The sequence below is a fragment of the Streptomyces sp. 2-1 genome (assembly GCF_048564895.1).
GTDB lineage: Bacteria > Actinomycetota > Actinomycetes > Streptomycetales > Streptomycetaceae > Streptomyces > Streptomyces phaeochromogenes.
This window is the reverse complement of the sequence record NZ_CP183383.1, coordinates 7,808,030-7,827,328: the sequence shown is the minus strand read 5'-3', so window position 1 is coordinate 7,827,328 and position 19,299 is coordinate 7,808,030. Positions and strand designations below refer to the sequence as shown.

17 protein-coding genes are annotated in these 19,299 nt (G+C 70.9%); 10 read left to right on the top strand and 7 right to left on the bottom strand.

The features are described from left to right. The first annotated feature begins 63 nt into the window (after positions 1-63). Positions 64-1,221 carry a serine hydrolase domain-containing protein gene (locus ACN20J_RS34555; RefSeq protein ID WP_419667518.1) on the top strand — a complete coding sequence of 386 codons (1,158 nt, stop codon included), beginning with the start codon at positions 64-66 and terminating at the stop codon, positions 1,219-1,221. A gap of 27 nt (positions 1,222-1,248) precedes the next feature. Here the strand turns inward: ACN20J_RS34555 and ACN20J_RS34550 are convergent, their stop codons facing one another. Genes ACN20J_RS34550 through ACN20J_RS34540 form a run of 3 tightly spaced genes read right to left on the bottom strand, consistent with a single transcriptional unit; the run spans position 1,249 to position 4,607 of the window. Next, positions 1,249-1,875: a hypothetical protein gene (locus ACN20J_RS34550; RefSeq protein WP_419667517.1), complete on the bottom strand. Its 627-nt coding sequence runs from the start codon at positions 1,873-1,875 to the stop codon at positions 1,249-1,251. Further along, complete coding sequence (locus ACN20J_RS34545; RefSeq protein ID WP_419667516.1) at positions 1,872-2,765, bottom strand: hypothetical protein; 894 nt, start codon at positions 2,763-2,765, stop codon at positions 1,872-1,874. Before ACN20J_RS34545 ends, ACN20J_RS34550 begins: the two co-directional genes overlap by 4 nt. Positions 2,766-2,825: 60 nt before the next feature. Continuing rightward, positions 2,826-4,607 carry a substrate-binding domain-containing protein gene (locus ACN20J_RS34540; RefSeq protein ID WP_190232424.1) on the bottom strand — a complete coding sequence of 594 codons (1,782 nt, stop codon included), beginning with the start codon at positions 4,605-4,607 and terminating at the stop codon, positions 2,826-2,828. A 269-nt stretch (positions 4,608-4,876) separates the two neighbouring features. Here ACN20J_RS34540 and ACN20J_RS34535 point away from each other — a divergent pair, with 269 nt between their 5' ends. The 3 genes from ACN20J_RS34535 (at position 4,877) to ACN20J_RS34525 (ending at position 8,200) form a co-directional block, all read left to right on the top strand. Further along, positions 4,877-5,524 carry a dihydrofolate reductase family protein gene (locus tag ACN20J_RS34535; protein WP_190232423.1) on the top strand — a complete coding sequence of 216 codons (648 nt, stop codon included), beginning with the start codon at positions 4,877-4,879 and terminating at the stop codon, positions 5,522-5,524. A 257-nt stretch (positions 5,525-5,781) separates the two neighbouring features. Continuing rightward, complete coding sequence (locus tag ACN20J_RS34530; protein ID WP_419667515.1) at positions 5,782-6,033, top strand: hypothetical protein; 252 nt, start codon at positions 5,782-5,784, stop codon at positions 6,031-6,033. A 592-nt stretch (positions 6,034-6,625) separates the two neighbouring features. Then, entirely contained in the window at positions 6,626-8,200 is a 1,575-nt protein-coding gene (locus ACN20J_RS34525; RefSeq protein WP_419667514.1) for a hypothetical protein, read from the top strand. 67 nt (positions 8,201-8,267) lie between these two features. On the opposite strand, the gene ACN20J_RS34520 is transcribed toward ACN20J_RS34525, so the two are convergent. The 3 genes from ACN20J_RS34520 to ACN20J_RS34510 form a co-directional block, all read right to left on the bottom strand. Continuing rightward, the gene (locus ACN20J_RS34520) at positions 8,268-9,431 is read right to left on the bottom strand and encodes a polyamine ABC transporter substrate-binding protein (protein WP_361901055.1); all 1,164 of its coding nucleotides are present in this window, start codon (positions 9,429-9,431) and stop codon (positions 8,268-8,270) included. Between the two features lie 460 nt (positions 9,432-9,891). Continuing rightward, complete coding sequence (locus ACN20J_RS34515) at positions 9,892-11,118, bottom strand: sensor histidine kinase (protein WP_419667513.1); 1,227 nt, start codon at positions 11,116-11,118, stop codon at positions 9,892-9,894. Continuing rightward, positions 11,115-11,768 (bottom strand): response regulator transcription factor, encoded by a 654-nt coding sequence (locus tag ACN20J_RS34510; RefSeq protein ID WP_055615118.1) that lies wholly within the window; start codon positions 11,766-11,768, stop codon positions 11,115-11,117. The genes ACN20J_RS34515 and ACN20J_RS34510 overlap by 4 nt, the downstream gene beginning before the upstream one ends. 191 nt (positions 11,769-11,959) lie before the next feature. Here ACN20J_RS34510 and ACN20J_RS34505 point away from each other — a divergent pair, with 191 nt between their 5' ends. After that, positions 11,960-12,520, top strand: a complete 561-nt coding sequence (locus ACN20J_RS34505; protein ID WP_419667512.1) for a hypothetical protein — start codon at positions 11,960-11,962, stop codon at positions 12,518-12,520. A gap of 131 nt (positions 12,521-12,651) precedes the next feature. On the opposite strand, the gene ACN20J_RS34500 is transcribed toward ACN20J_RS34505, so the two are convergent. Next, complete coding sequence (locus tag ACN20J_RS34500; protein WP_361903954.1) at positions 12,652-14,091, bottom strand: gamma-aminobutyraldehyde dehydrogenase; 1,440 nt, start codon at positions 14,089-14,091, stop codon at positions 12,652-12,654. Positions 14,092-14,254: 163 nt separating this feature from the next. Between ACN20J_RS34500 and ACN20J_RS34495 the strand changes: the two genes are divergently transcribed. From ACN20J_RS34495 to ACN20J_RS34475, 5 genes are all read left to right on the top strand, one after another. Next, positions 14,255-14,776, top strand: a complete 522-nt coding sequence (locus tag ACN20J_RS34495; protein ID WP_055615113.1) for an Lrp/AsnC family transcriptional regulator — start codon at positions 14,255-14,257, stop codon at positions 14,774-14,776. Further along, positions 14,761-16,158 carry an aspartate aminotransferase family protein gene (locus tag ACN20J_RS34490; protein WP_189843541.1) on the top strand — a complete coding sequence of 466 codons (1,398 nt, stop codon included), beginning with the start codon at positions 14,761-14,763 and terminating at the stop codon, positions 16,156-16,158. The genes ACN20J_RS34495 and ACN20J_RS34490 overlap by 16 nt, the downstream gene beginning before the upstream one ends. A 217-nt stretch (positions 16,159-16,375) precedes the next feature. Further along, entirely contained in the window at positions 16,376-17,116 is a 741-nt protein-coding gene (locus ACN20J_RS34485; protein WP_189843542.1) for an ABC transporter ATP-binding protein, read from the top strand. Next, on the top strand, positions 17,098-18,771 hold the full coding sequence (locus tag ACN20J_RS34480) for a hypothetical protein (RefSeq protein ID WP_419667511.1): 1,674 nt from the start codon (positions 17,098-17,100) through the stop codon (positions 18,769-18,771). Before ACN20J_RS34485 ends, ACN20J_RS34480 begins: the two co-directional genes overlap by 19 nt. 110 nt (positions 18,772-18,881) lie before the next feature. After that, a complete protein-coding gene (locus tag ACN20J_RS34475) occupies positions 18,882-19,289 on the top strand; it encodes a VOC family protein (protein ID WP_361909805.1) in 408 nt (135 codons plus the stop codon). The last annotated feature ends 10 nt before the right edge of the window (positions 19,290-19,299 follow it).

Here is a 19,299-nt window from a genome sequence, read left to right as displayed (position 1 = left end):
GATCCGCGGCGACGGCGTACGACCGGAGGATGAAGGTCACCGACCACCCCTGGGAGTCAGCCGATGCATGTCCGTCTCCGTACCGCCTGTGCCGCCCTCGTCGTCCTGGGCCTCACCGCGGGGCCCCTGGCAGGGACCGCGCTCGCCGCCCCCTCCCCCACGGCGGTCGTACAGGAGACCGTGAGCCCCAAGACCGACAAGGCCTTACGCGAAGCGCTGAAGGGAATTCCGGACAAGGACACGACGGCCGCGCTCGTACGCGTCGGGGGCAAGGCCGGCATCTGGCGGGGCAGCGCCGGGGTGCACGACCTGCCGAGTGGCCGCAAGGCTCTGGAACACGGGCGCTTCAGGGCCGGTTCGACCACCAAGGTGGTCACCGCGGCCGTCGTGCTGCAGCTCGCCGCCGAAGGCAGGATCGACCTGGACCGACCCGTCCAGACCTACCTCCCCGGCCTCCTCTCGAAGGCGTTCAAGCCCATCACCGTACGGCAGTTGCTGACCTTCACCAGCGGGCTGAAGCCGGGAGCGACGCTGGGTGACGTGAACGGTGAGGGGTACGAGCGGCGGTTCGAGACGCTGACCCCTGAGGCGGTCGTGGCCTCGTCCGTCGCCGCCGGCCCCGCCTTCTGCCCGGGCAAGCGGCAGCAGTACGCCAACATCGACTACACCGTGCTCGGCCTGCTCATCGAGAAGGTCACGGGCGACACGTACGAACACCAGGCGGCCGTACGGGTCCTGCGCCCGGCCGGGATGCGTCACACGTCCTTCCCCGGCGGGCCCGACCCGCGCATCCACGGCCCGCACAACCGCGGCTACCAGATCCTCGCGGACGGCAGGCTGGTGGACGCCACCGAGTGGAACATGTCGGACCGGTGGGCCGCGGGCGACATGATCTCCACGACGGAGGACCTGGAGCGCCTGCTCTTCGCGCTGTTCCGCGGCCGGCTGGTGCCCCAACCCCTGCTGGAGCAGGAGATGTTCACGCTCCCGGACGTACCGAACGCGACGATGAGCGCGGGCCTCCAGCAGTTCGAGCTCGACGACGACACCGTCATCTGGGCCAAGTCCGGTGCCCGGCCCGGCTACAACACGGTGATCGCCGCCACTCGGAATCTGTCACGCACCCTCGTGTTCTCCGTGAACGCGACCGACGCGAAGAGCGAGGAGATGAACCCGGTGGCGGAACGGATCGTGGGGGCGGCGTTCGGAACGGGGAGCTGAGGATCCGGCCCGGGCGGCCCCGGGCGCTCAGCTCTGGGTCTCGCGGGGCCAGGCAGCTGCCGTGGCGGCGCAGGTAAGGACATGGACGGTGGCGAGGACGGTGAATGTGGTGGCGAGGGAATCGGCGTCCTTCAGGCGTTCGGTGGCGATGGGCGGCGACCAGCCGTCCGGGATCACGGAGACGGAGATGACGGCGCCGGCGGGTACGCGTGTCCGCGGACCGAACCGCATGCGGCCGAGGTCACGCTCGGTCGCCGCGTCCGCGATGCGGTAGTGGGTGAGTCCGCTGTCCTCGCCCTGGCTGTCGCTGACCGGCTCGACCTCGATGACGCGGACCCGCGTCGGCTCACCGGCCAGATCGTGGAGGGCCCAGGGAGCCAGCCCCGGTGCCGCGAGGAGCAGAGCGGCTGCCGTGAGCCCGGGCGCCGCGGTCAGGAGCTCCCGCGGTGCGGGGTCCGCCATGTACGTGCGGACCCAGGAGTGGCCGATCGCCAGGCCCATGGCGCCCGAGACGATCGCAAGGAGGACGACGACGACCACCCATGACGTTCCGTGGCTGCGGGACCCCAGGACGACCAGGATCGGTACGACGACCAGGGACCACGTCATCATGAAGGCGAGGCGGCCTCGTCCGCGCAGGCGCGGCCGTCTCACTCCGGCCGCTCCTCGGCCGTGCCGTGCAGGGAGCGGGTGATCTCGTCGAGTGTGTCGAGTCCGGTCTGTACGGCGTCGAGCTCGTGGTCGAGGGCGGTGAGGTCCGGAGGGGCGGCGGAGGCGTCCGTCGCGGCCTGGAGGGACAGCAGCATGGCGCCACGCTCCGCCGCGGCTTCCAGGCGCAGGGTGGTGGCCTCCATGGTGGTGATCAGGAGCTGGCGCAGTTCGGCGAGGCGCTTCAGGGTGGCGGCGCGTTCGCCCGTGGCACGGGCGGCGTCCTGTTTGGCCCGCCGCAGCGGGCCGTCGGGGAGGGCCCGGGCCTCTCCCTCCAGGCGCTTCTGGTCGCGCCGCAGGGCCTGGTGGTCGGCGGGTGTGCCGCTTGTACCGCCTGTGCCACTTCCGCCACTTGTGTCGATGACGCGGACCGCCTCGGCCGCCGCCGTCAGCCGGTCGGCCGCGGCCCGTACGGAGGTCGCCGCCGTTGCCAGCGTCGGCCAGAGCGAGGCGTTGGGGCTCTGCCGGCACTGGTGCTGCAGCCGGTCGGCGGCCGCCGACGCGCGGGTCAGCCATCGGGCGGCGTCGGCGGGCGGTTCGGGCAGGTGGCCGGAGAGCGGGTCGGACAGCGTGCCCGTCGGCCGGTCCGCGTCCCGGGCGTCCGCCCGGCCGGTCGTGGGCCTCGCGGATGCCGACGGTGACGGGCGGGTGAGACGGCCGGTGAGGGCGTGCGTCCCCCACACGATGCCGCCGACGCCCGCGCCGACGGGCAGCGCGGCGGCGGCCGGGGCACCGGCGAGGAGAGCCGTGACGCTGCCCGCGACGGCGAACAGCGCGACCGCGGCGGCGGGAAGGAGACGGCTGCCCATCGTGTCCTCTCTGTCTGTACTGCCCATGGGGTCTGGTCTGTCGGTGCCGCCCATGGGGTCGAGCCCGTCTTCGAGTGCTGTGCCGGGTCAGAAGTTGCTGATGACGGAGACCATCACCTTGTCGATGACCGCCGGGTCGCGGGCGTCGTAGGAGGTGGCCTTGGTGGCGCCGGCGATCTTCGTGAGCGTGCCGAAGTCGGCCTGGCCGCTGAAGGCGACGGTGAAGACGCGTACGGAGCGCTCCAGTTGACTGGCGTCGAGGTCGCGCAGAAGTGCGTCGAGGTCGTTGTCGGGCGGGTACTCGTTCCGGCCGTCGGTCAGGACGACGACGGCGTTGATGCGGTCGGGGTCCAGGGCGGCCAGCATCTCCTTCTGGGCGGCGCGCACGGTGGTGTAGAGGGCGGTGCCGCCTTCGGCGTTGAGCCCGTTGATGGCCTCGGTGAGCCGCTTCTCGTTGTCACGGACGGGGCGCGGCGGCACGATCTCCCGGTACGGCTCGGGGTGGTCGTCGGTCTCGGTGGAGAACGCCCACAGGCCGACCTCGTCGTCGGGGTGGTAGAGGTCGAGCGTGTCGGCGGCGGCCTTCTTGGCCGCCTCCATCCGGCTCTGTCCGCCGCCCGCGGTCTGGGTCATCGACCCGGAGACGTCCATGACGAGCAGCACCCGGGCCTTCTTGCGCAGCTCGTCCCAGCTGTCCAGGACCGCCGCCAGCACGTCGTCCGCGGGCGGGTCGATCAGTGACAGGTTCCCCTCGCTCTGCTCGGACAGGCTGACCGAGCGGGCGAGTTCACTGCCGGCGTTGCCCTCGTGGTCGCGGAATCCGGTCTGCTGGAAGCGGCGCTGCTGAGCGTCCTCCAGCAGGAAGGCACGGAAGTCGGCGGCCGCGGCCCGCTGGTCCTTGGACGCCGAGGGCAGCACCGCGAAGGGGTGGTCGAACATGAGAGTGCCGTCGGCCGGGTGGACGGCCACCAGGGGCACCTGCGGCTTCTTCCCCTTGCCGATCTTCTCGGTCTCGCCCGTGGGGCTGCCCTGGTTGTAGAGGTGGATCAGCTGTTCCTGTACGGCGACGGCGCTGGCGTACGACAGGGCCTGCCCGTCGGCGTCCGCCTCGGCGAGGTTGGCCATGTACGCGGTCGCGTCGGAGGCGTAGTGCAGGACGCCCGACTCGACCCCCGCCACGAACCGCCGGGTCTTCGCGTCCTCGACGTCGTCCACGGTCAGGTCGCTGGAGCGGCCGGTGGCGGCGTAGAAGGTGGCCACGGTCGCGCCCAGGCCCGAGGTGGAGGTGTGCGGGTTGTCCTTGCCCAGGCTGAAGCGGCCCCACTCGGGCCGACCGACCGAGGCCCAGCCCTTCTGCGTCAGGGTCAGCACGTCCCGCCAGCCGATCTTCTTCTCCGGCCAGCCGAGCGCCTCCGCCATGGGCCGGGGCATGGCGATCGCCAGCGGGCTGGTGGCGAGCGAGCGCGGCTTCTCGTCGGTGAGCAGCTTGCGGTCGGCGGCGGTCGCGTCACGCTGGAGCAGTGTCAGCCACAGCGAGGAGGACGGCGTCCACACCTGTGGTTCGGGCGCGCCGTCGCGCCGCTCGTCCCATCCCTGGGCGAGTGCGTCCTTGGCGACGCCGGAACTCGTCTCCGACACCGCCACTCGGGCGCACTTCCCGCCCGCGAGCTCACGCCCGGAGTCGTTGTAGTCCTCGGCCAGGTCGGAGAGCAGATCGCCCTTCTCCGTCGAGGAGTTCACCTCCAGCCGTACGTCGCAGTCGTCGTCCGAACCGCCGACGGACGCGCTCACCACCACGCCGACGGCCGCGAGCAGCACCAGCCCCACCACGACCGCCACCAGCATGGGCAGCCTGCGTGCGTTCCCCATGACACCCCCGTGTCCATGCCTCACCCGAGGCGGACTCACACACAATGAGACGCGTGTCATCACACGGTCTACACAGCGCGCGGCGATGTCAATGGCCTTTTCCACAAAGGAAGTTGGGGCGTTCGCGGGCCCGGCGCGGCCGTGCTGCGGTGAGCCAGGTTCGACATGGATTGAGATGATCTATGCGACCTGGAAGGGTTTGGCGTCGGTCGTCCGCCACCATGGCGACCACCATCGATCGCCGGAACAAGGGAAAGGTGTCGCCGACCATGTCACTCGCCCGCGTCCACAACTTCTCCATCTCACTCGACGGCTTCGGTACCGGCGAGGGCCTGAGCCGTGACGCGCCGTTCGGCCACGCCGGCGAAAGGCTGCACCAGTGGATGTTCACCACCCGGTTCTGGCACGAGATGACCGGCCGGCCCGGCGGAACCAGCGGCCTCGACGACGCCTTCGCCCGGCAGTTCGACCCCGGGATCGGCGCCGAGATCATGGGCGCCGGGAAGTTCGGCTACCCCGGATGGCACGAGGACCCGGACTGGAAGGGGTGGTGGGGTCCCAACCCGCCGTTCCACACACCGACCTTCATCCTCACGCATCACCCGCGCCCGTCGATCGAGATGGAGGGCGGCACGACGTTCCACTTCCTCGACGCTTCACCCGCCGAAGCGCTGGAGAAGGCCCGCGAGGCCGCGGACGGCCAGGACGTACGCATCGGCGGTGGCCCCACCGTGGTCCGCGACTTCTTCGCCGCCGGACTCATCGACCGCCTGCACGTCGTGGTGACCCCGATCCTGCTGGGCCGAGGCGTACGCCTCTGGGACGGCCTGGAGGGCCCCGAGAAGGACTACGAGGTCGAGGCCACTTCCTCGCCGAGCGGCGTGACGCATGTGACGTTCACGCGTGCGGGCCTCTGACCGGCCTGGACGAACCACTCCGGTGAACCGCTCCGGTAAACCGCTCCGGTAATCCGCTTCAGTGAACAACCAGGCTTCTTGGTTGGCACCGCTGAACGATCCTGACGTGCAGCGGTGCCGACAAGCGTCGTGAGGCTCCGACCCGGTCGACCCCTGACCGGCGGGGGGCCAACCCCCGGTCGGCGGATTCCGGTTGGACTGCGGGGCCGGCAATCGTGAGTCACACACAGTGATCACGCGCAGAGAGCCGAGGCACCATGGAACACCGATTCCGCCCGCCGAGCCGACGCGGCATTCTCACCGCTGCCGCCGCGGGAGTCACGACCGCAGTCCTCACCGCCTGCACGAAGGAGAAGGACAGCGGCGGCAGCGGGGGCGGCGACGGTACCGAGGGCCTCGACGTGATCATCATCGGCGCCGGAGTCGCCGGTCTCGCCACGACCCGCGAACTGACCGACGGCGGCAAGAAGGTCGCCGCCCAGGTGCTCAAGCAGCTCGGCGGGCGCTGAGGAGGCAGGCACCTTCGTGCCCCGGCAGGTGTCGACAGCGCCGCCACAGCGTGCGGGCCCACCCGATACCCGTTCAGGCGCTTCGTCGCCGTCGCCGTCGCCATCAGCATGGATGTCGACGTTGACCTGACCTGCGGATCCCTCACTCATGCAGCCCTGGACCCGGACTGCATGAGCGGCAGCGCCTGGACGTTCAAGTCTCCCGCCGACCCCTTAACTGGGCGACACGGAGAGGCGCCTTCGCCGTTGCTCCCGTCGCCTTGGACAGCGGACGGTGAGGTCGGCCGGCGACAGCATCCTCGAAGCCGAGCCACGCCGGGACGGCACTTCGCGGCATCGATCAACTCTGGCGAACGGCTCACGTTCACCTGCCCTTGGCCCGGAGCTCAGCCCATGCCCATGCCCATGCCCATGCCCTCAGGCTCAGCCCACCGTGCGTTCCACGGCGGGGGTGGATGCGGAGCCTGGCGGTGTGTCGCGTATGGCCGACGTGCGCATGATGAGCAACGCCGTGCCACGTGGTCCAAAGCCCCGCGGACGGGGACGCCGGTAGGCGCCGACGAGGTAGCCGCCGGGCGCCCCTGTTCAGGAGGTGAGCTGGCAGGATGACGCGGTGTCCGACTCCCTGCACGTGCCGTGGCTGCGCGGCATCGCCTTCAATCCGGCAGCGCCCTCCGACGTTCTGATACGCCTGGTGGACTCAGCGGCCGGTGAGGCCGGTCTGCTGATGTGCGCGGGTCGTGACCTGCCCGACGCCGTCATCGACGCGGCCCTGAACCACCCGGACAGAGTCATCCGCCGCGCGCTCGCGCGGAACCGGCACATCGACCCCGCACGACTCGCCCCCTTGGCGACGGACCCGTCGGGGATCGTCCGCGGGTGGCTCGCCGGCGGCACCCCTGCCCATCTCCGCCCGCGATGGGTCCGACCACTGCCGGACGACATCCTCGTCACCCTCCTGACCGCCCGAGACGGGGGCGAAGACGGCACCCTCACCGCGAACGAGATCGTCGGGGAGCTCATTTCCTCCCAGCAGATCCCTCTGTCCTTCCTCCGCTCCATGGCCGGGCACGAGCACCCCCAGCTCCGTGAACGCGCCACCTGGGAGTGGCAGTCGCTCACCGCCGCGCAGCGGGAGGCCCTGCTCGACGACCCCGACCCCGCGGTACGGAAGGCGGCGCAGGAGCACAGCTGGGTGCTGGATCCGGAACGGGTGGAGGCCAGGCTGGCGTCCTACGGCTCCCGCGGCAGGCCTTTCGTGTTCGGCAGGTGTGCCCTGTCCCCCGCGCTCGTCGAGCAGTGCTTCGCGGAAGGCACGGTGCACTCCCTGACCTGGAATCCCCACATCCCGGCCGACGCCGTCGCCCGGCTCGCCCGCCACCCCGAGGCGGAAATCCGCGAGTTGGTCGCAGCCCGGCCCGACCTGGGACCGGACCTGGTGGCGGAGCTGGGGGAGGACCCGGACCAGGACGTGCGGATGCGCGCAAGCCTCCACCCCTTCCCGCGCACCTGGCCCGAGTACTGGGCGATCGACAGGGTCGTCGGGCACGGCCCGGACTGCACCTGCCCGATCACCGAGCCGACCGGCGAGCCGTCGCCCGACTGGTTCGCCGCCTGCGCGGCGTCCGAGGAACCGGTGCTCCGCCGGGTCGCGGCGCGCTTCCCCGGCCTGCCCGCGGACCTCGCCGCGACACTCGCACAGGACCCGGACGAGGAGGTACGGATCCTGCTGGCCTGCCACCACCCCCTGGCTCCGCCCCGCCTCCTCCTGGACGTCTTCGTCACCCGCCCGGCCCACCGCCCGCACCTGCTGACCCTGCCCGCGTTCCCCCGCACCGGCCGGGCCCACCTCATCGGCCACCCGGATCCCGACGTACGGGCCCTGGCCGCAGCCGACCCCACCCTGCCCGAACCCCCGGTGGAAGACCCCGACGAGTCGGTACGCCGGGCGGCCGCGACCAACCCGAGCCTGACGCCGGAAGCCCTGGAGGCCCTCCTCGCTGACTCGCGCACCGCAGAGGGCGCCGCGGCCAACCCGTCTCTCCCCGTCCCCCGCATGCACGCACTCCTCGACCGCTGCCTGAACAGCGCCGCCACCTCGCCGTCGGGCGGACACCGAGAGACGACGCCCTCCAGGCGATCACAGAGAGCCGAGGGCACTGAGTGATCTTGGTGTCAACCATCCCTCTTCTGTGCCAACTGAAAATCCTCGGCACAGCCGATCGCACGTGCGACTACAACCCCGCGATCGCGTTCCACCGCTTCGCGAAGTCCGTACGTTCCTTCGACGTGATGTCGCGTGCGATGGCGAGCCGCTTGCGCATGGCGGTGTCGGGGAAGATGAGCGGGTCCTCGGCGAGGGCGGCGGTCTCCTCGTCCTTGGCGGAGGCGAGGATGTCCTGGGCGGCCGGGACGGGACAGACGTAGTTGACCCACGCGGCGAGTTCGGCGGCGACGGACGGCTCGTAGTAGTAGTCGACGAGTGTCTCCGCGTTCGCCTTGTGGCGGGCGAGGTTCGGGATCATCAGGGACTCGGACCAGAGCTCGGCGCCCTCCTCCGGGACGACGAACTCGATGTCGGGGTCGTCGGCCTGAAGCTGGATCACGTCACCGCTGTACGCCTGGCAGGCCAGTACGTCGCCGCTCGACAGGTCCTTGATGTAGTCGTTGCCGGTGAAGCGGCGGATGTGGTCCGTGCGAACGAGTTTCTCGACCTGCTCGCACATCGTGTGGAAGTCGTCCGCGGTCCACTTGGTGATGTCCACGCCGTTGCCCTGCATGAGCAGCGCGAACGCCTCGTCGAGACCGGAGAGGAGCGTGACGCGGCCCTTGAGGTCGTCCGCCCACAGGTCGGAGACGTGCCTGATCTCGCGGCCGACCTTTCGGCGGTTGTACGCGATGCCCGTGATCCCCGACTGCCACGGCACGGTGTGCCTCCGGCCCGGGTCGAAGGCCGGTGAACGCAGTTGCGGGTCCAGGTACTTGGTGACATTCGGCTGCCTGGATCTGTCCATCTCCTGGACCCAGCCCAGGCGTACGAACCGCGCGCACATCCAGTCGCTGATCACCATCAGGTCCCGGCCGGTCTCCTGATGGTTCATCAGGGACGGGCTGACCTTCCCGAAGAACTCGTCGTTGTCGTTGATCTCCTCGGTGTACGTGACCTGGATCCCGGTGCGCTTCTCGAAGGCGTCCAGGGTGGGGCGCCTCGACTCGTCCTCGTCGTCCGTGTCGATGTAGAGCGGCCAGTTCGCCCAGGTCAGGCGCTTGTCCGTGGCCGACAGGTCGCTTCTCGACCGGTCCGAGGGCGCGACGTACGCCGCCGGTACGCCGCAGCCGGCGGCCAGTGCGGTGGCTGCGCCCGTGCCGAGGGTGCGCAGCAGGCTGCGCCGGGAGATTCGGGGTCTCTGGTTCGGGTTCGCTGGCACGTTGGCAGCATGCCGTTTGCCCTGCCGGGCGGGCAATGGACGCTGCGTCGAGCGGTCCGTCTTGGGCACGACACAGTGTCGCCCCCGCCGCCCCTACCCATTCCCGTCCCTTACTCAGGGGCTTCGCCCCCGAACCCCCAAAAGACTGCGCAGTTCCCCGCGCCCCTAGGTTTTCAGGGGCGCGGGGAACTGCGCAGCCCAGCCACAACGCACCCGCACGCATCCCACCCCGCAAGCCCCCACCCACCCAGCCCGTCCGGCGCCTGAGGACGAGGCCGTCCAGACCGATCCCTCCCTGCACCCCACTCAGCCCGTCCGGCGCTTGAGGACGAGACCGTCCAGGCCGATCCCCCACCCCACTCCGGTCAACCCACCCACCCACACCAGCCCCCATCCACCCAGCCCGTCCGGCGCTTGAGGACAAGGCCGTTCAGGCCGGCAGCGGGGGGCTGGGGGCGGCAGCCCCCAGGGTTGGGACGGGAAGGGGCGGCGGGGGCGGAAACACCACCTCCACCCACAGCCCGCCCTCCCCCCGGGCCCGCGCCTCCACCACACCCCCGTGGGCCGCCGCGATCGCCGCCACGATCGACAACCCCAGCCCGGACCCCTCCCGCGACCGAGCGCGAGACCGAACCCGCTCGACCCCCACCCTCCGAAACGGCTCGAACAGCACACCCACCTGATCCCCCGGCACCACAGGCCCACTGTTCACGACCCGCAAGGAGGCCCGCCCATCGATGACCCCGGTCCAGACGGAGACCCAACCCCCCTCCCCCGACGGCACGTTGTGGCGCACGGCGTTCTCGACGAGGTTGCTCACCAGCCGCCCGATCAACTGCGGATCCCCGACAAGCGCCGCGGGCGAGAGCTCGGCGGACACCCGGGGCCCACCGTCGGGCAACAACCCGCCCGCCACCACGGACAGATCGACGAACTCCCGCTCCGGCACCCCCCGTTGACTGCACGCCAACGTCAACAACGCCTCGATCAACCGCTCCTGCTCCTGCCCGGCGGCCCGCACCCGAAGACAGGCGGCCCGCAGGGTCCCGGCATCGGCCCCGGGATCGGCGAGGGCGACATCGATGACGGCCTGCTGAAGGGTGAGCGGCGTACGCAACTCGTGAGACGCGTTGGCCACGAACCGTCGCTGCGCCTCGAAGGCGCCTTCGAGCCGGGCGAGCAGATCGTCGAACGTGTCGGCGAGGTCCTTGAGTTCGTCGTCCGGCCCGGCCACCGCGAGCCGTCGGTGCAGGGCGTCCGCGGAGATCCGCCGCACCGCCCCGGTCATGCTCCGCAGAGGCGCGAGCACCCGCCCGGCCACCAGCCACCCGAGCACGAGCGAGGCAAGCGCCATGACACCGAGCGCGACCCCCGACTCGACGAAGAGCTGATGGAGCTGGTCGCTGCGCTGGGCGACCAGCTGCTCTCGTACGTACCCCTGGACCGCGGGCGCCCCCGCTCCCGCCGGAGGCACGTCGGGCCTGGTCACCGACACCTGCTCGCCGCGCTCGGACATGAGGGCGTACGTGAGGGCCAGCAGCACCGCCCCCGCCACCACGAACAGCCCGCTGTAGACCAACGTCAGCCGCCACCGGATGCTCTGCGGCCCCCGGACGCCCCGCAGCCCGCGCATGCCCTTCGCTCCACGCACGCTCATACCCGGTACCCGGCCTGCGCCACCGTCTCGATCAACGGCGGTTCCCCGAGCTTGCGCCGCAGCCGACTGACCGTCACCTTCACGGTCTGGGTGAACGGATCGGCGGCCTCGTCCCAGGCCCGCTCCAGCAACTCCTCGGCGGAGACGACGGCCCCGCCCGCCCCCATCAGCAGCTCCAGGACCGCGAACTCCTTGGGACTGAGCGGGAGTTGGCGGCCGTCGCGGGACGCCACCCGCCGCGCCGGGTCGAGCCGCAGATCGCCGTGGACCAGGACCGGCGGCAGCGCAGGTTGGGCCCGGCGCCCCAACGCCCGTATCCGCGCGACCAGTTCGGTGAACGCGAAGGGCTTCGGCAGGTAGTCGTCGGCGCCCATCCCGAGCCCCGCCACCCGGTCGGCGACCGTGCCGGACGCGGTCAGCATCAGCACCCGCGCCCGGCTGCCCCCCTCGGCCAGGGCCCGGCAGACCCGGTCTCCGTGCAGCCCGGGCAGATCACGGTCGAGTACGACGACGTCGTAGCCGTTGACCGTGGCCCGCTCCAGCGCCGCATGGCCGTCCAGCGCGATGTCGACGGCCATACCCTCTCTGCGCAGTCCCGCCGCGACGGTCTCGGCGAGCTCCTCGTGGTCGTCGACCACCAATACGCGCATCGGCATCTCCGGCTGCGTCTCCGGCTGCTGCGAACCCTGCGGCAAGCGTGCCCGCCGCGCGGTAACAGGGCGGTAAGAGCACCCGTTCCCGCGCCGTAACCGCCCACGCGCTGAGGTGATTCGAGGAGACCCACTCCAGAGAACTCCAACGAACTTCAGCGAACTCCAGAGACGCACCCAGGAGGATCCACATGCGAAGCACGACGAAAGGGCACCGCCGGCTGGCCGCGGCCTGCGCCCTGATCACCGCCGTCACACTCGGCGGGGTGTACGCGGGCCAGGCCGTAGCGGCCGACCCGTCCGCACCGTCGAGCGGCGGATCGTCGTCGGAACCCCCGAAGGACGACGACCCGGACGGTTCGACCGACTGGACGCGCCAGGACAAGGCCTCCCGCGAGTTCACCGAGTGCGTGCGCGACAACGGCCTGGAGGACTTCCCCGACATCGTCATCTACACGGCGGACGACGGCGACGGCGTACGCGTACGGATCGACGCGGGCGAACGGACGAGCCGCCCCGACCCGGTCTCGAAGGAGTTCCGGAAGGCCGTGAAGGCCTGCGATCACATCCTGGAGGACATCGGCGTCGACTTCCCGGCCCCGCCCGACGAGCCGCCCGGCAAGGGCGACCGGCCCTGGCCCCCGGACTGCGGCGGTCGCGAGGTGCAGAAGAACGAGAAGGGCGACAAGAGCGGAAAGGGTTCCGACGCGGAGCTGAGCGTCGCCGGACTCGTACTCACGGGGACCGTCTGACTCGTACGCGCCAAGCACCCAGGCGACCAGCCACCCAGGCGACCGACACGGCACGGCCCCGAGCGGATCAACTCCCGCCCGGGGCCGTGCCGTTCACTACGTCAGTCGCGGACCGTCAACTCGTCAGCCCATCAGCCCTCGATGGACGTCATCACATGCTTGATCCGCGTGTAGTCGTCGAACCCGTACGCCGAAAGGTCCTTGCCGTAGCCGGACTTCTTGAAGCCGCCGTGGGGCATCTCCGCGACCAGCGGGATGTGCGTGTTGATCCAGACGCAGCCGAAGTCGAGGACCTTGGCCAGGCGCATCGCACGCGAGTGGTCCTTGGTCCAGACGGAGGAGGCGAGGGCGTACTCGACGCCGTTCGCCCACTCGACGGCCTGCGCCTCGTCCGAGAAGGACTGGACGGTGATGACCGGGCCGAAGACCTCGTTCTGGATGATCTCGTCGTCCTGCTTCAGCCCCGAGACCACGGTCGGGGCGTAGAAGTAGCCCTTGTCGCCGACGCGGTGGCCGCCCGCCTCGACCTTGGCGTGGGCGGGCAGCCGCTCGATGAAGCCGGTGACCTGCTTGAGCTGGTTCGGGTTGTTGAGCGGCCCGTACAGCACGTCCTCGTCGTCCGGCATGCCGGTCTTCGTGTCGGCGGCGGCCTTGGCGAGCGCGGCCACGAACTCGTCGTGGATGGACTCCTGGACGAGGACGCGGGTGGCGGCCGTACAGTCCTGGCCCGCGTTGAAGAAGCCCGCGACCGAGATGTCCTCGACGGCCTTGGCCATGTCGGTGTCCTCGAAGACGACGACCGGCGCCTTGCCGCCCAGCTCCAGGTGGACCCGCTTGACGTCCTTGGCGGCGGACTCGGCGACCGAGATGCCCGCGCGCACGGAACCGGTGATCGACGCCATGGCGGGCACCGGGTGCTCGACCATCGCACGGCCGCTGTCCCGGTCGCCGCAGATGACGTTGAAGACGCCCTTGGGGACAATCGAGCCGATGATCTCGGCGATCAGGACCGTGGAGGCGGGAGTGGTGTCCGACGGCTTGAGGACGACCGTGTTGCCGGCCGCGAGCGCGGGAGCGAACTTCCACACGGCCATCATCATCGGGTAGTTCCACGGCGCGACCTGCGCGCATACGCCGACCGGCTCGCGGCGGACGATCGAGGTCAGGCCCTCCATGTACTCACCGGCCGCGCGGCCCTCCAGCATGCGCGCCGCGCCCGCGAAGAAGCGGATCTGGTCGACCATGGGCGGGATTTCCTCGGACCGGGTCAGGCCGATGGGCTTGCCGGTGTTCTCCACCTCGGCCGCGATCAGCTCCTCGGCGCGCTCCTCGAAGGCGTCCGCGATCTTGAGCAGGGCCTTCTGGCGCTCGGCCGGGGTCTGGTCGCGCCAGGCCGGGAAGGCCGCGGCGGCTGCGGCCATCGCGGCGTCGACGTCGGCCTGTCCGGACAGCGGCGCGGTGGCGTAGGCCTCGCCCGTCGCGGGGTTGACCACGTCGGTGGTCCGTCCATCGGCGGCATCGCGGAATTCTCCGTCGATGTAATTGCGCAGACGACGCAGCTCGGTGCTCACTGCCGGCCCTCCAGTCAGATGTCCAATCACTGAGACATCCACCCTAGTCCCGCGACCCACGTTTTCAACACCCCCGATCGCCTCAGAACTGCGAAATCCGCACATGTAGGCCGCGCAGACAACGAATTTCATCAATCAACTCTTGCGGAACTGCTGATGCCTCATGCACAGTGAGCACGTGTCCAGTCGCAGCGCAGAGCCAAAGGGCTCCCGAGACACCCGGTCGGGGAACACCACTCCCCCGCTGGACAGCGTCTCCCTCGCCATCATCGAGCAACTCCAGGAAGACGGCCGGAGGCCCTACGCCGCGATCGGCAAGGCCGTCGGTCTCTCCGAGGCGGCCGTGCGCCAGCGCGTACAGAAGCTGCTCGACCAGGGCGTGATGCAGATCGTCGCCGTCACGGACCCGCTCACCGTGGGTTTCCGCAGACAGGCGATGGTGGGCGTCAACGTGGACGGCGACCTGGAGCCCGTGGCGGACGCGCTGACCGCCATGTCGGAAGTCGAGTACGTGGTGATGACCGCGGGTTCGTTCGACATCCTCGCCGAGATCGTCTGCGAGGACGACGACCACCTGCTGGACGTCATCAACAAACGCATACGGGCCCTGCCCGGCGTGCGCTCCACCGAAAGCTTCGTCTACCTCAAGCTCAAGAAGCAGACCTACATGTGGGGAACCCGATAGCCGTGACCACCAAGGACCTCAGCCGAACCGCGTACGACCACCTGTGGATGCACTTCACCCGCATGTCCTCGTACGAGAACGCTCCCGTCCCCACGATCGTCCGTGGCGAGGGCACCTACATCTACGACGACAAGGGCAAGCGCTACCTCGACGGTCTCGCGGGGCTGTTCGTGGTCCAGGCGGGCCACGGCCGCCGGGAGCTGGCCGAGACGGCGATGAAGCAGGCGCAGGAGCTCGCCTTCTTCCCGATCTGGTCGTACGCCCACCCCAAGGCCGTCGAGCTCGCGGAGCGCCTCGCGAACTACGCGCCGGGCGACCTGAACAAGGTCTTCTTCACCACGGGTGGCGGCGAGGCCGTCGAGACCGCCTGGAAGCTCGCCAAGCAGTACTTCAAGCTGCAGGGCAAGCCGACCAAGTACAAGGTCATCTCGCGCGCGGTCGCCTACCACGGCACCCCGCAGGGCGCCCTGTCCATCACGGGCCTGCCGGCCCTGAAGGCCCCGTTCGAGCCGCTGGTCCCGGGCGCCCACAAGGTCCCGAACACGAACATCTACCGTGCCCCCGCCTTCCTCGACCAGGGCTCCGGCGTCTCCCCCGAGGCCTTCGGCCGCTGGGCCGCCGACCAGATCGAGGAGCAGATCCTCTTCGAGGGCCCGGAGACGGTCGCCGCCGTCTTCCTGGAGCCCGTGCAGAACGCCGGCGGCTGCTTCCCGCCGCCGCCCGGCTACTTCCAGCGGGTCCGCGAGATCTGCGACCAGTACGACGTGCTGCTCGTCTCCGACGAGGTCATCTGCGCCTTCGGCCGCCTGGGCACGATGTTCGCCTGCGACAAGTTCGACTACGTACCGGACATGATCACCTGCGCCAAGGGCATGACCTCGGGCTACTCCCCGATCGGCGCGTGCATCATCTCGGACCGCCTCGCCGAGCCGTTCTACAAGGGCGACAACACCTTCCTGCACGGCTACACCTTCGGCGGCCACCCGGTGTCGGCGGCCGTGGGCCTCGCCAACCTCGACCTGTTCGAGCGCGAGAACCTCACGCAGCACGTGCTGGACAACGAGGGGGCGTTCCTCTCCACCCTCCAGAAGCTGCACGACCTGCCGATCGTCGGCGACGTCCGCGGCAACGGCTTCTTCTACGGCATCGAGCTGGTGAAGGACAAGGCCACCAAGGAGACCTTCACGGACGAGGAGTCGGAGCGCGTGCTCTACGGCTTCGTCTCCAAGAAGCTCTTCGAGTACGGCCTCTACTGCCGCGCCGACGACCGCGGTGACCCGGTCATCCAGCTCTCGCCGCCGCTGATCTCCGACCAGTCGACCTTCGACGAGATCGAGGGGATCGTCCGCCAGGTGCTGACGGAGGCGTGGGCGAAGCTCTGATCCCGCCGAACCCCCAGTGGCTCCGATGAGCTGAATCTGTGATCAACACCGGCCCCGGTGCCGCCCGTTCGAGTGAGAATGGGCGCTCCGGGGCCGCGTGCTGTCCGGCCTCCCGGCCCCGACTACCTAGCGTGCCCAGTGACCGATCGGCCCTGCCTTCGTTCCCCCGGAAGGGGGACTCCGCACGGCATTTCTGATCTGAACCGAGGTGTACGCCATGGTGGCTCCGCCGGACAACGACGTGCTGTGGGCACGCGCCCTGCACGTCAAGCACAACGGCTCGCCCGCGCTCACCGGCGTCTCGCTCGGGGTTCGCGAGGGAGAGATCCTCGCCGTCGGCGGCCCGCGTGGCAGCGGCAAGACGACCCTGCTGCAGTGCCTGTCCGGGCAGTTGCGGGCGCAGCAGGGCGAGGTCTGGTTCAACAGCACGCCCGTGCACACCATGGGTCCGGGGACCCGCGAGCGGCTGCGCCGCGACCGGTTCGCCTGGATCGACCCGACGCCGGTCCTGGTCCCTGAGCTGAACGCCTGGGAGAACGCGGCCCTGCCCCTGATGCTCCGCGGTGTCTCGCGTCGCCGCGCCAAGACCGCCGCCCTGGAGTGGCTGGACCGCCTCGACATCGGCGGCTGCGCCCGCAAACGCCCGCACGCGCTGCTCCACGCCGAGCGACAGCGCGTGGCCATCGCCCGCGCCCTGGCCCCCGCACCGACCGTGCTCTTCGCCGACGAGCCCACCGCCCCGCTGCACCGCGCCGACCGGGCCCATGTGCTGCGTACGCTCACGACGGCGGCCCGTTCGCACGGGATCACCGTCGTACTGGCCACGCACGACGCGGACACCGCGGCCCTCGCCGACCGCACGGTGTCGCTGCTCGACGGGCGGCGCGTGAACACCGTGCATCTGCCGCCGGTGTCCGACAGCGTGGAAGGCCGGGCCGCGTGCTCGCTCTCCGTCTAGCGCGCGGGGCCCGCCCCGCCGTCCAGCTCCGCAGACTCCTGGTCGCGGCGGCGTCGGCGGGCACGGGATTCCTGCTCCTGTGCACCCTGGGGTACGCGATGGGGCACCCGGACGCATCCGGTACGGCCGTGCTGCGGCTGGCCTGGTGCGTCGCGCCGCTCGCCGCGACCGTGCAGTTCGCGGTGGCGGTCGCCCGGACCGACCCGGCGACCCGCCCCCGGCAGGGGCTGTCGGCGCTCGGCCTCGGCCCCGCCCGCCTGACGGCCCTCGCGGCGATCTCCACCGCCGTGTCCTGCACGCTCGGCTCGATGGTCGCCCTGCTCTTCTTCCTCCACCTCCGCGGCGACCTGACCGGCCTCCCCTTCGACGGCGACGCCGCCGACCTCCTCGCCGCGGACGAGCCGCTGCCCCTCCCGGCCGCGCTCACCCTGCTGGCCCTCGTACCGATCATCGCCTCGGCGGCCAGCGCGGCGGTGCTCCGGCCGCGCGGCCCGAGGCCCAGCCTCACGACGGGCGGACGGCCTGGCCGGCTGAGCGGCTTCGGCGGATACGGCCGCTCCGTCGAGCGCGTCGGCTTCGGCGCGTACGGGCGGTTCGGGACGCGCACGGAGACACGTACGGAGGCGAAGGCGGGCCCGCGCTCGGAGGGCTCGCACGGGGCCGGGGGCCAGGACGGTTCCGGGGGCCGGGGCAGCTCCGAGGGCCAGGGTGGCGCCGGGCAGGACACCACCGGCCGCACCGCGCGCGCCGGGCACGGCAGCCCCGAGGCGTCCACCAGCGCCGCGGCGCTCGACGTGCCCCGCCGCTCCGGCGCGCGCGCCCGCGCGAGGGTCGAGGGCCGCCCCGGCGGCGAGCAGCCCTCCGCCACCCACGCAACCCACGCCACCGCCGACTCACCCGCGCACAACGGTCACGACGCACCTGACCACCGCGCCGCCGCACAGCATCCCGAGAGCCCCGCCGGCCCCGGGCTCTCCGACCGCCCCGGCCACACCACCCGCCACCCCCTGGACCCGCTGGACCCCCACCACCCCCCGGCCCCCCTCCCCACCCCTTCCGGTCTCCCCTGGGGCGCCGCGGTCCTCGCGGCCGGGCTCGCCGTGGAGACGTACGCAGGCCGTACGTCCCCGGCCCTCGCGGGACCCGAGCTGCCGGGCGGCTTCCACGTCGGGCCCCTCGGTGTGCTGGTCGGCTGGGCGCTCACCGCGTTCGGTCTCGCGCTGGCCGGGCCCGCCATCACGCACCTCTGCGGCAGGCTGCTCCAGGCGGTCCGGCCGGGCGCCCTGCGGCTGCTCGCCGGACGCGTACTCATGGAGGAGGCGGCCCGCATCGGGCGCCCGCTCGGTGTGGTGTGCGCGGTGGCGTCAGGGGTGTACGCCATGGCCGTGCTCTACGGCCGTGCGCGCCCCGACGTGGGGCCGCTCACCACGCTGGGCGCGCTGCTCGTCGTGGGATGCGCCGTCGCGACGCTCCTGACCGCCGCGGTGGAGGCGAGGAGCGCACGCGCCGACACCACGGCCGCCCTGCTGCGGCACGGAGCGCCCGCCACGGCGCTGCGCAGCGCCGCCGCCCTCCGCACGGGCGCCCTGCTCGCCGTCTTCGGCCCGCTGACCTGGGCGGTCGCGGAGCTGGCCGCACTGCCCCTGACCCGCTGACGGCTGCCCGGAGAACTCTCCCGAAAAAGTTCGCGGGACGCCGATGACTTTTCGACGGCCCCCCGGTCTACCCCTCCGAACAGCACATCACGCGACGGGAGAGACCGGATATGTACCAGCAGATGATCTTCGTGAACCTGGCTGTGAACGACGTCGACGCCTCCAAGAAGTTCTTCACGGAGCTCGGCTACACGATCAACCCGCAGTTCTCGGACGAGAACTGCGCGTCCGTCGTGATCAGCGACACGATCGTCGCGATGCTGCTGAACAAGCAGCGCTACGCCGACTTCACGAAGAAGGAGATCGCGGACTCGACGAAGACCAGCGAGGTGCTGATCTGTCTGAGCGCCGAGAGCCGCGAGAAGGTGGACGAGCTCGTCGACAAGGCGATCGCGTCGGGCGGTTCGGCGAGCGGCGAGACCCAGGACTACGGCCAGATGTACGGCCGCGCCTTCGACGACCCGGACGGCCACACCTGGGAGATCATGTGGATGGACCCGGCGGCGATTCAGGGCTGAACCGGCCGTG

Coding starts and splice junctions, on each gene's coding strand:
- ACN20J_RS34535 (WP_190232423.1), top strand. CDS start 4,877: ATGTCACTCGCCCGCGTCCACAACTTCTCCATCTCACTCGACGGCTTC.
- ACN20J_RS34530 (WP_419667515.1), top strand. CDS start 5,782: ATGGAACACCGATTCCGCCCGCCGAGCCGACGCGGCATTCTCACCGCT.
- ACN20J_RS34540 (WP_190232424.1), bottom strand. CDS start 4,607: ATGGGGAACGCACGCAGGCTGCCCATGCTGGTGGCGGTCGTGGTGGGG.
- ACN20J_RS34495 (WP_055615113.1), top strand. CDS start 14,255: ATGCACAGTGAGCACGTGTCCAGTCGCAGCGCAGAGCCAAAGGGCTCC.
- ACN20J_RS34515 (WP_419667513.1), bottom strand. CDS start 11,118: ATGAGCGTGCGTGGAGCGAAGGGCATGCGCGGGCTGCGGGGCGTCCGG.
- ACN20J_RS34510 (WP_055615118.1), bottom strand. CDS start 11,768: ATGCGCGTATTGGTGGTCGACGACCACGAGGAGCTCGCCGAGACCGTC.
- ACN20J_RS34485 (WP_189843542.1), top strand. CDS start 16,376: ATGGTGGCTCCGCCGGACAACGACGTGCTGTGGGCACGCGCCCTGCAC.
- ACN20J_RS34505 (WP_419667512.1), top strand. CDS start 11,960: ATGCGAAGCACGACGAAAGGGCACCGCCGGCTGGCCGCGGCCTGCGCC.
- ACN20J_RS34475 (WP_361909805.1), top strand. CDS start 18,882: ATGTACCAGCAGATGATCTTCGTGAACCTGGCTGTGAACGACGTCGAC.
- ACN20J_RS34545 (WP_419667516.1), bottom strand. CDS start 2,765: ATGGGCAGTACAGACAGAGAGGACACGATGGGCAGCCGTCTCCTTCCC.
- ACN20J_RS34555 (WP_419667518.1), top strand. CDS start 64: ATGCATGTCCGTCTCCGTACCGCCTGTGCCGCCCTCGTCGTCCTGGGC.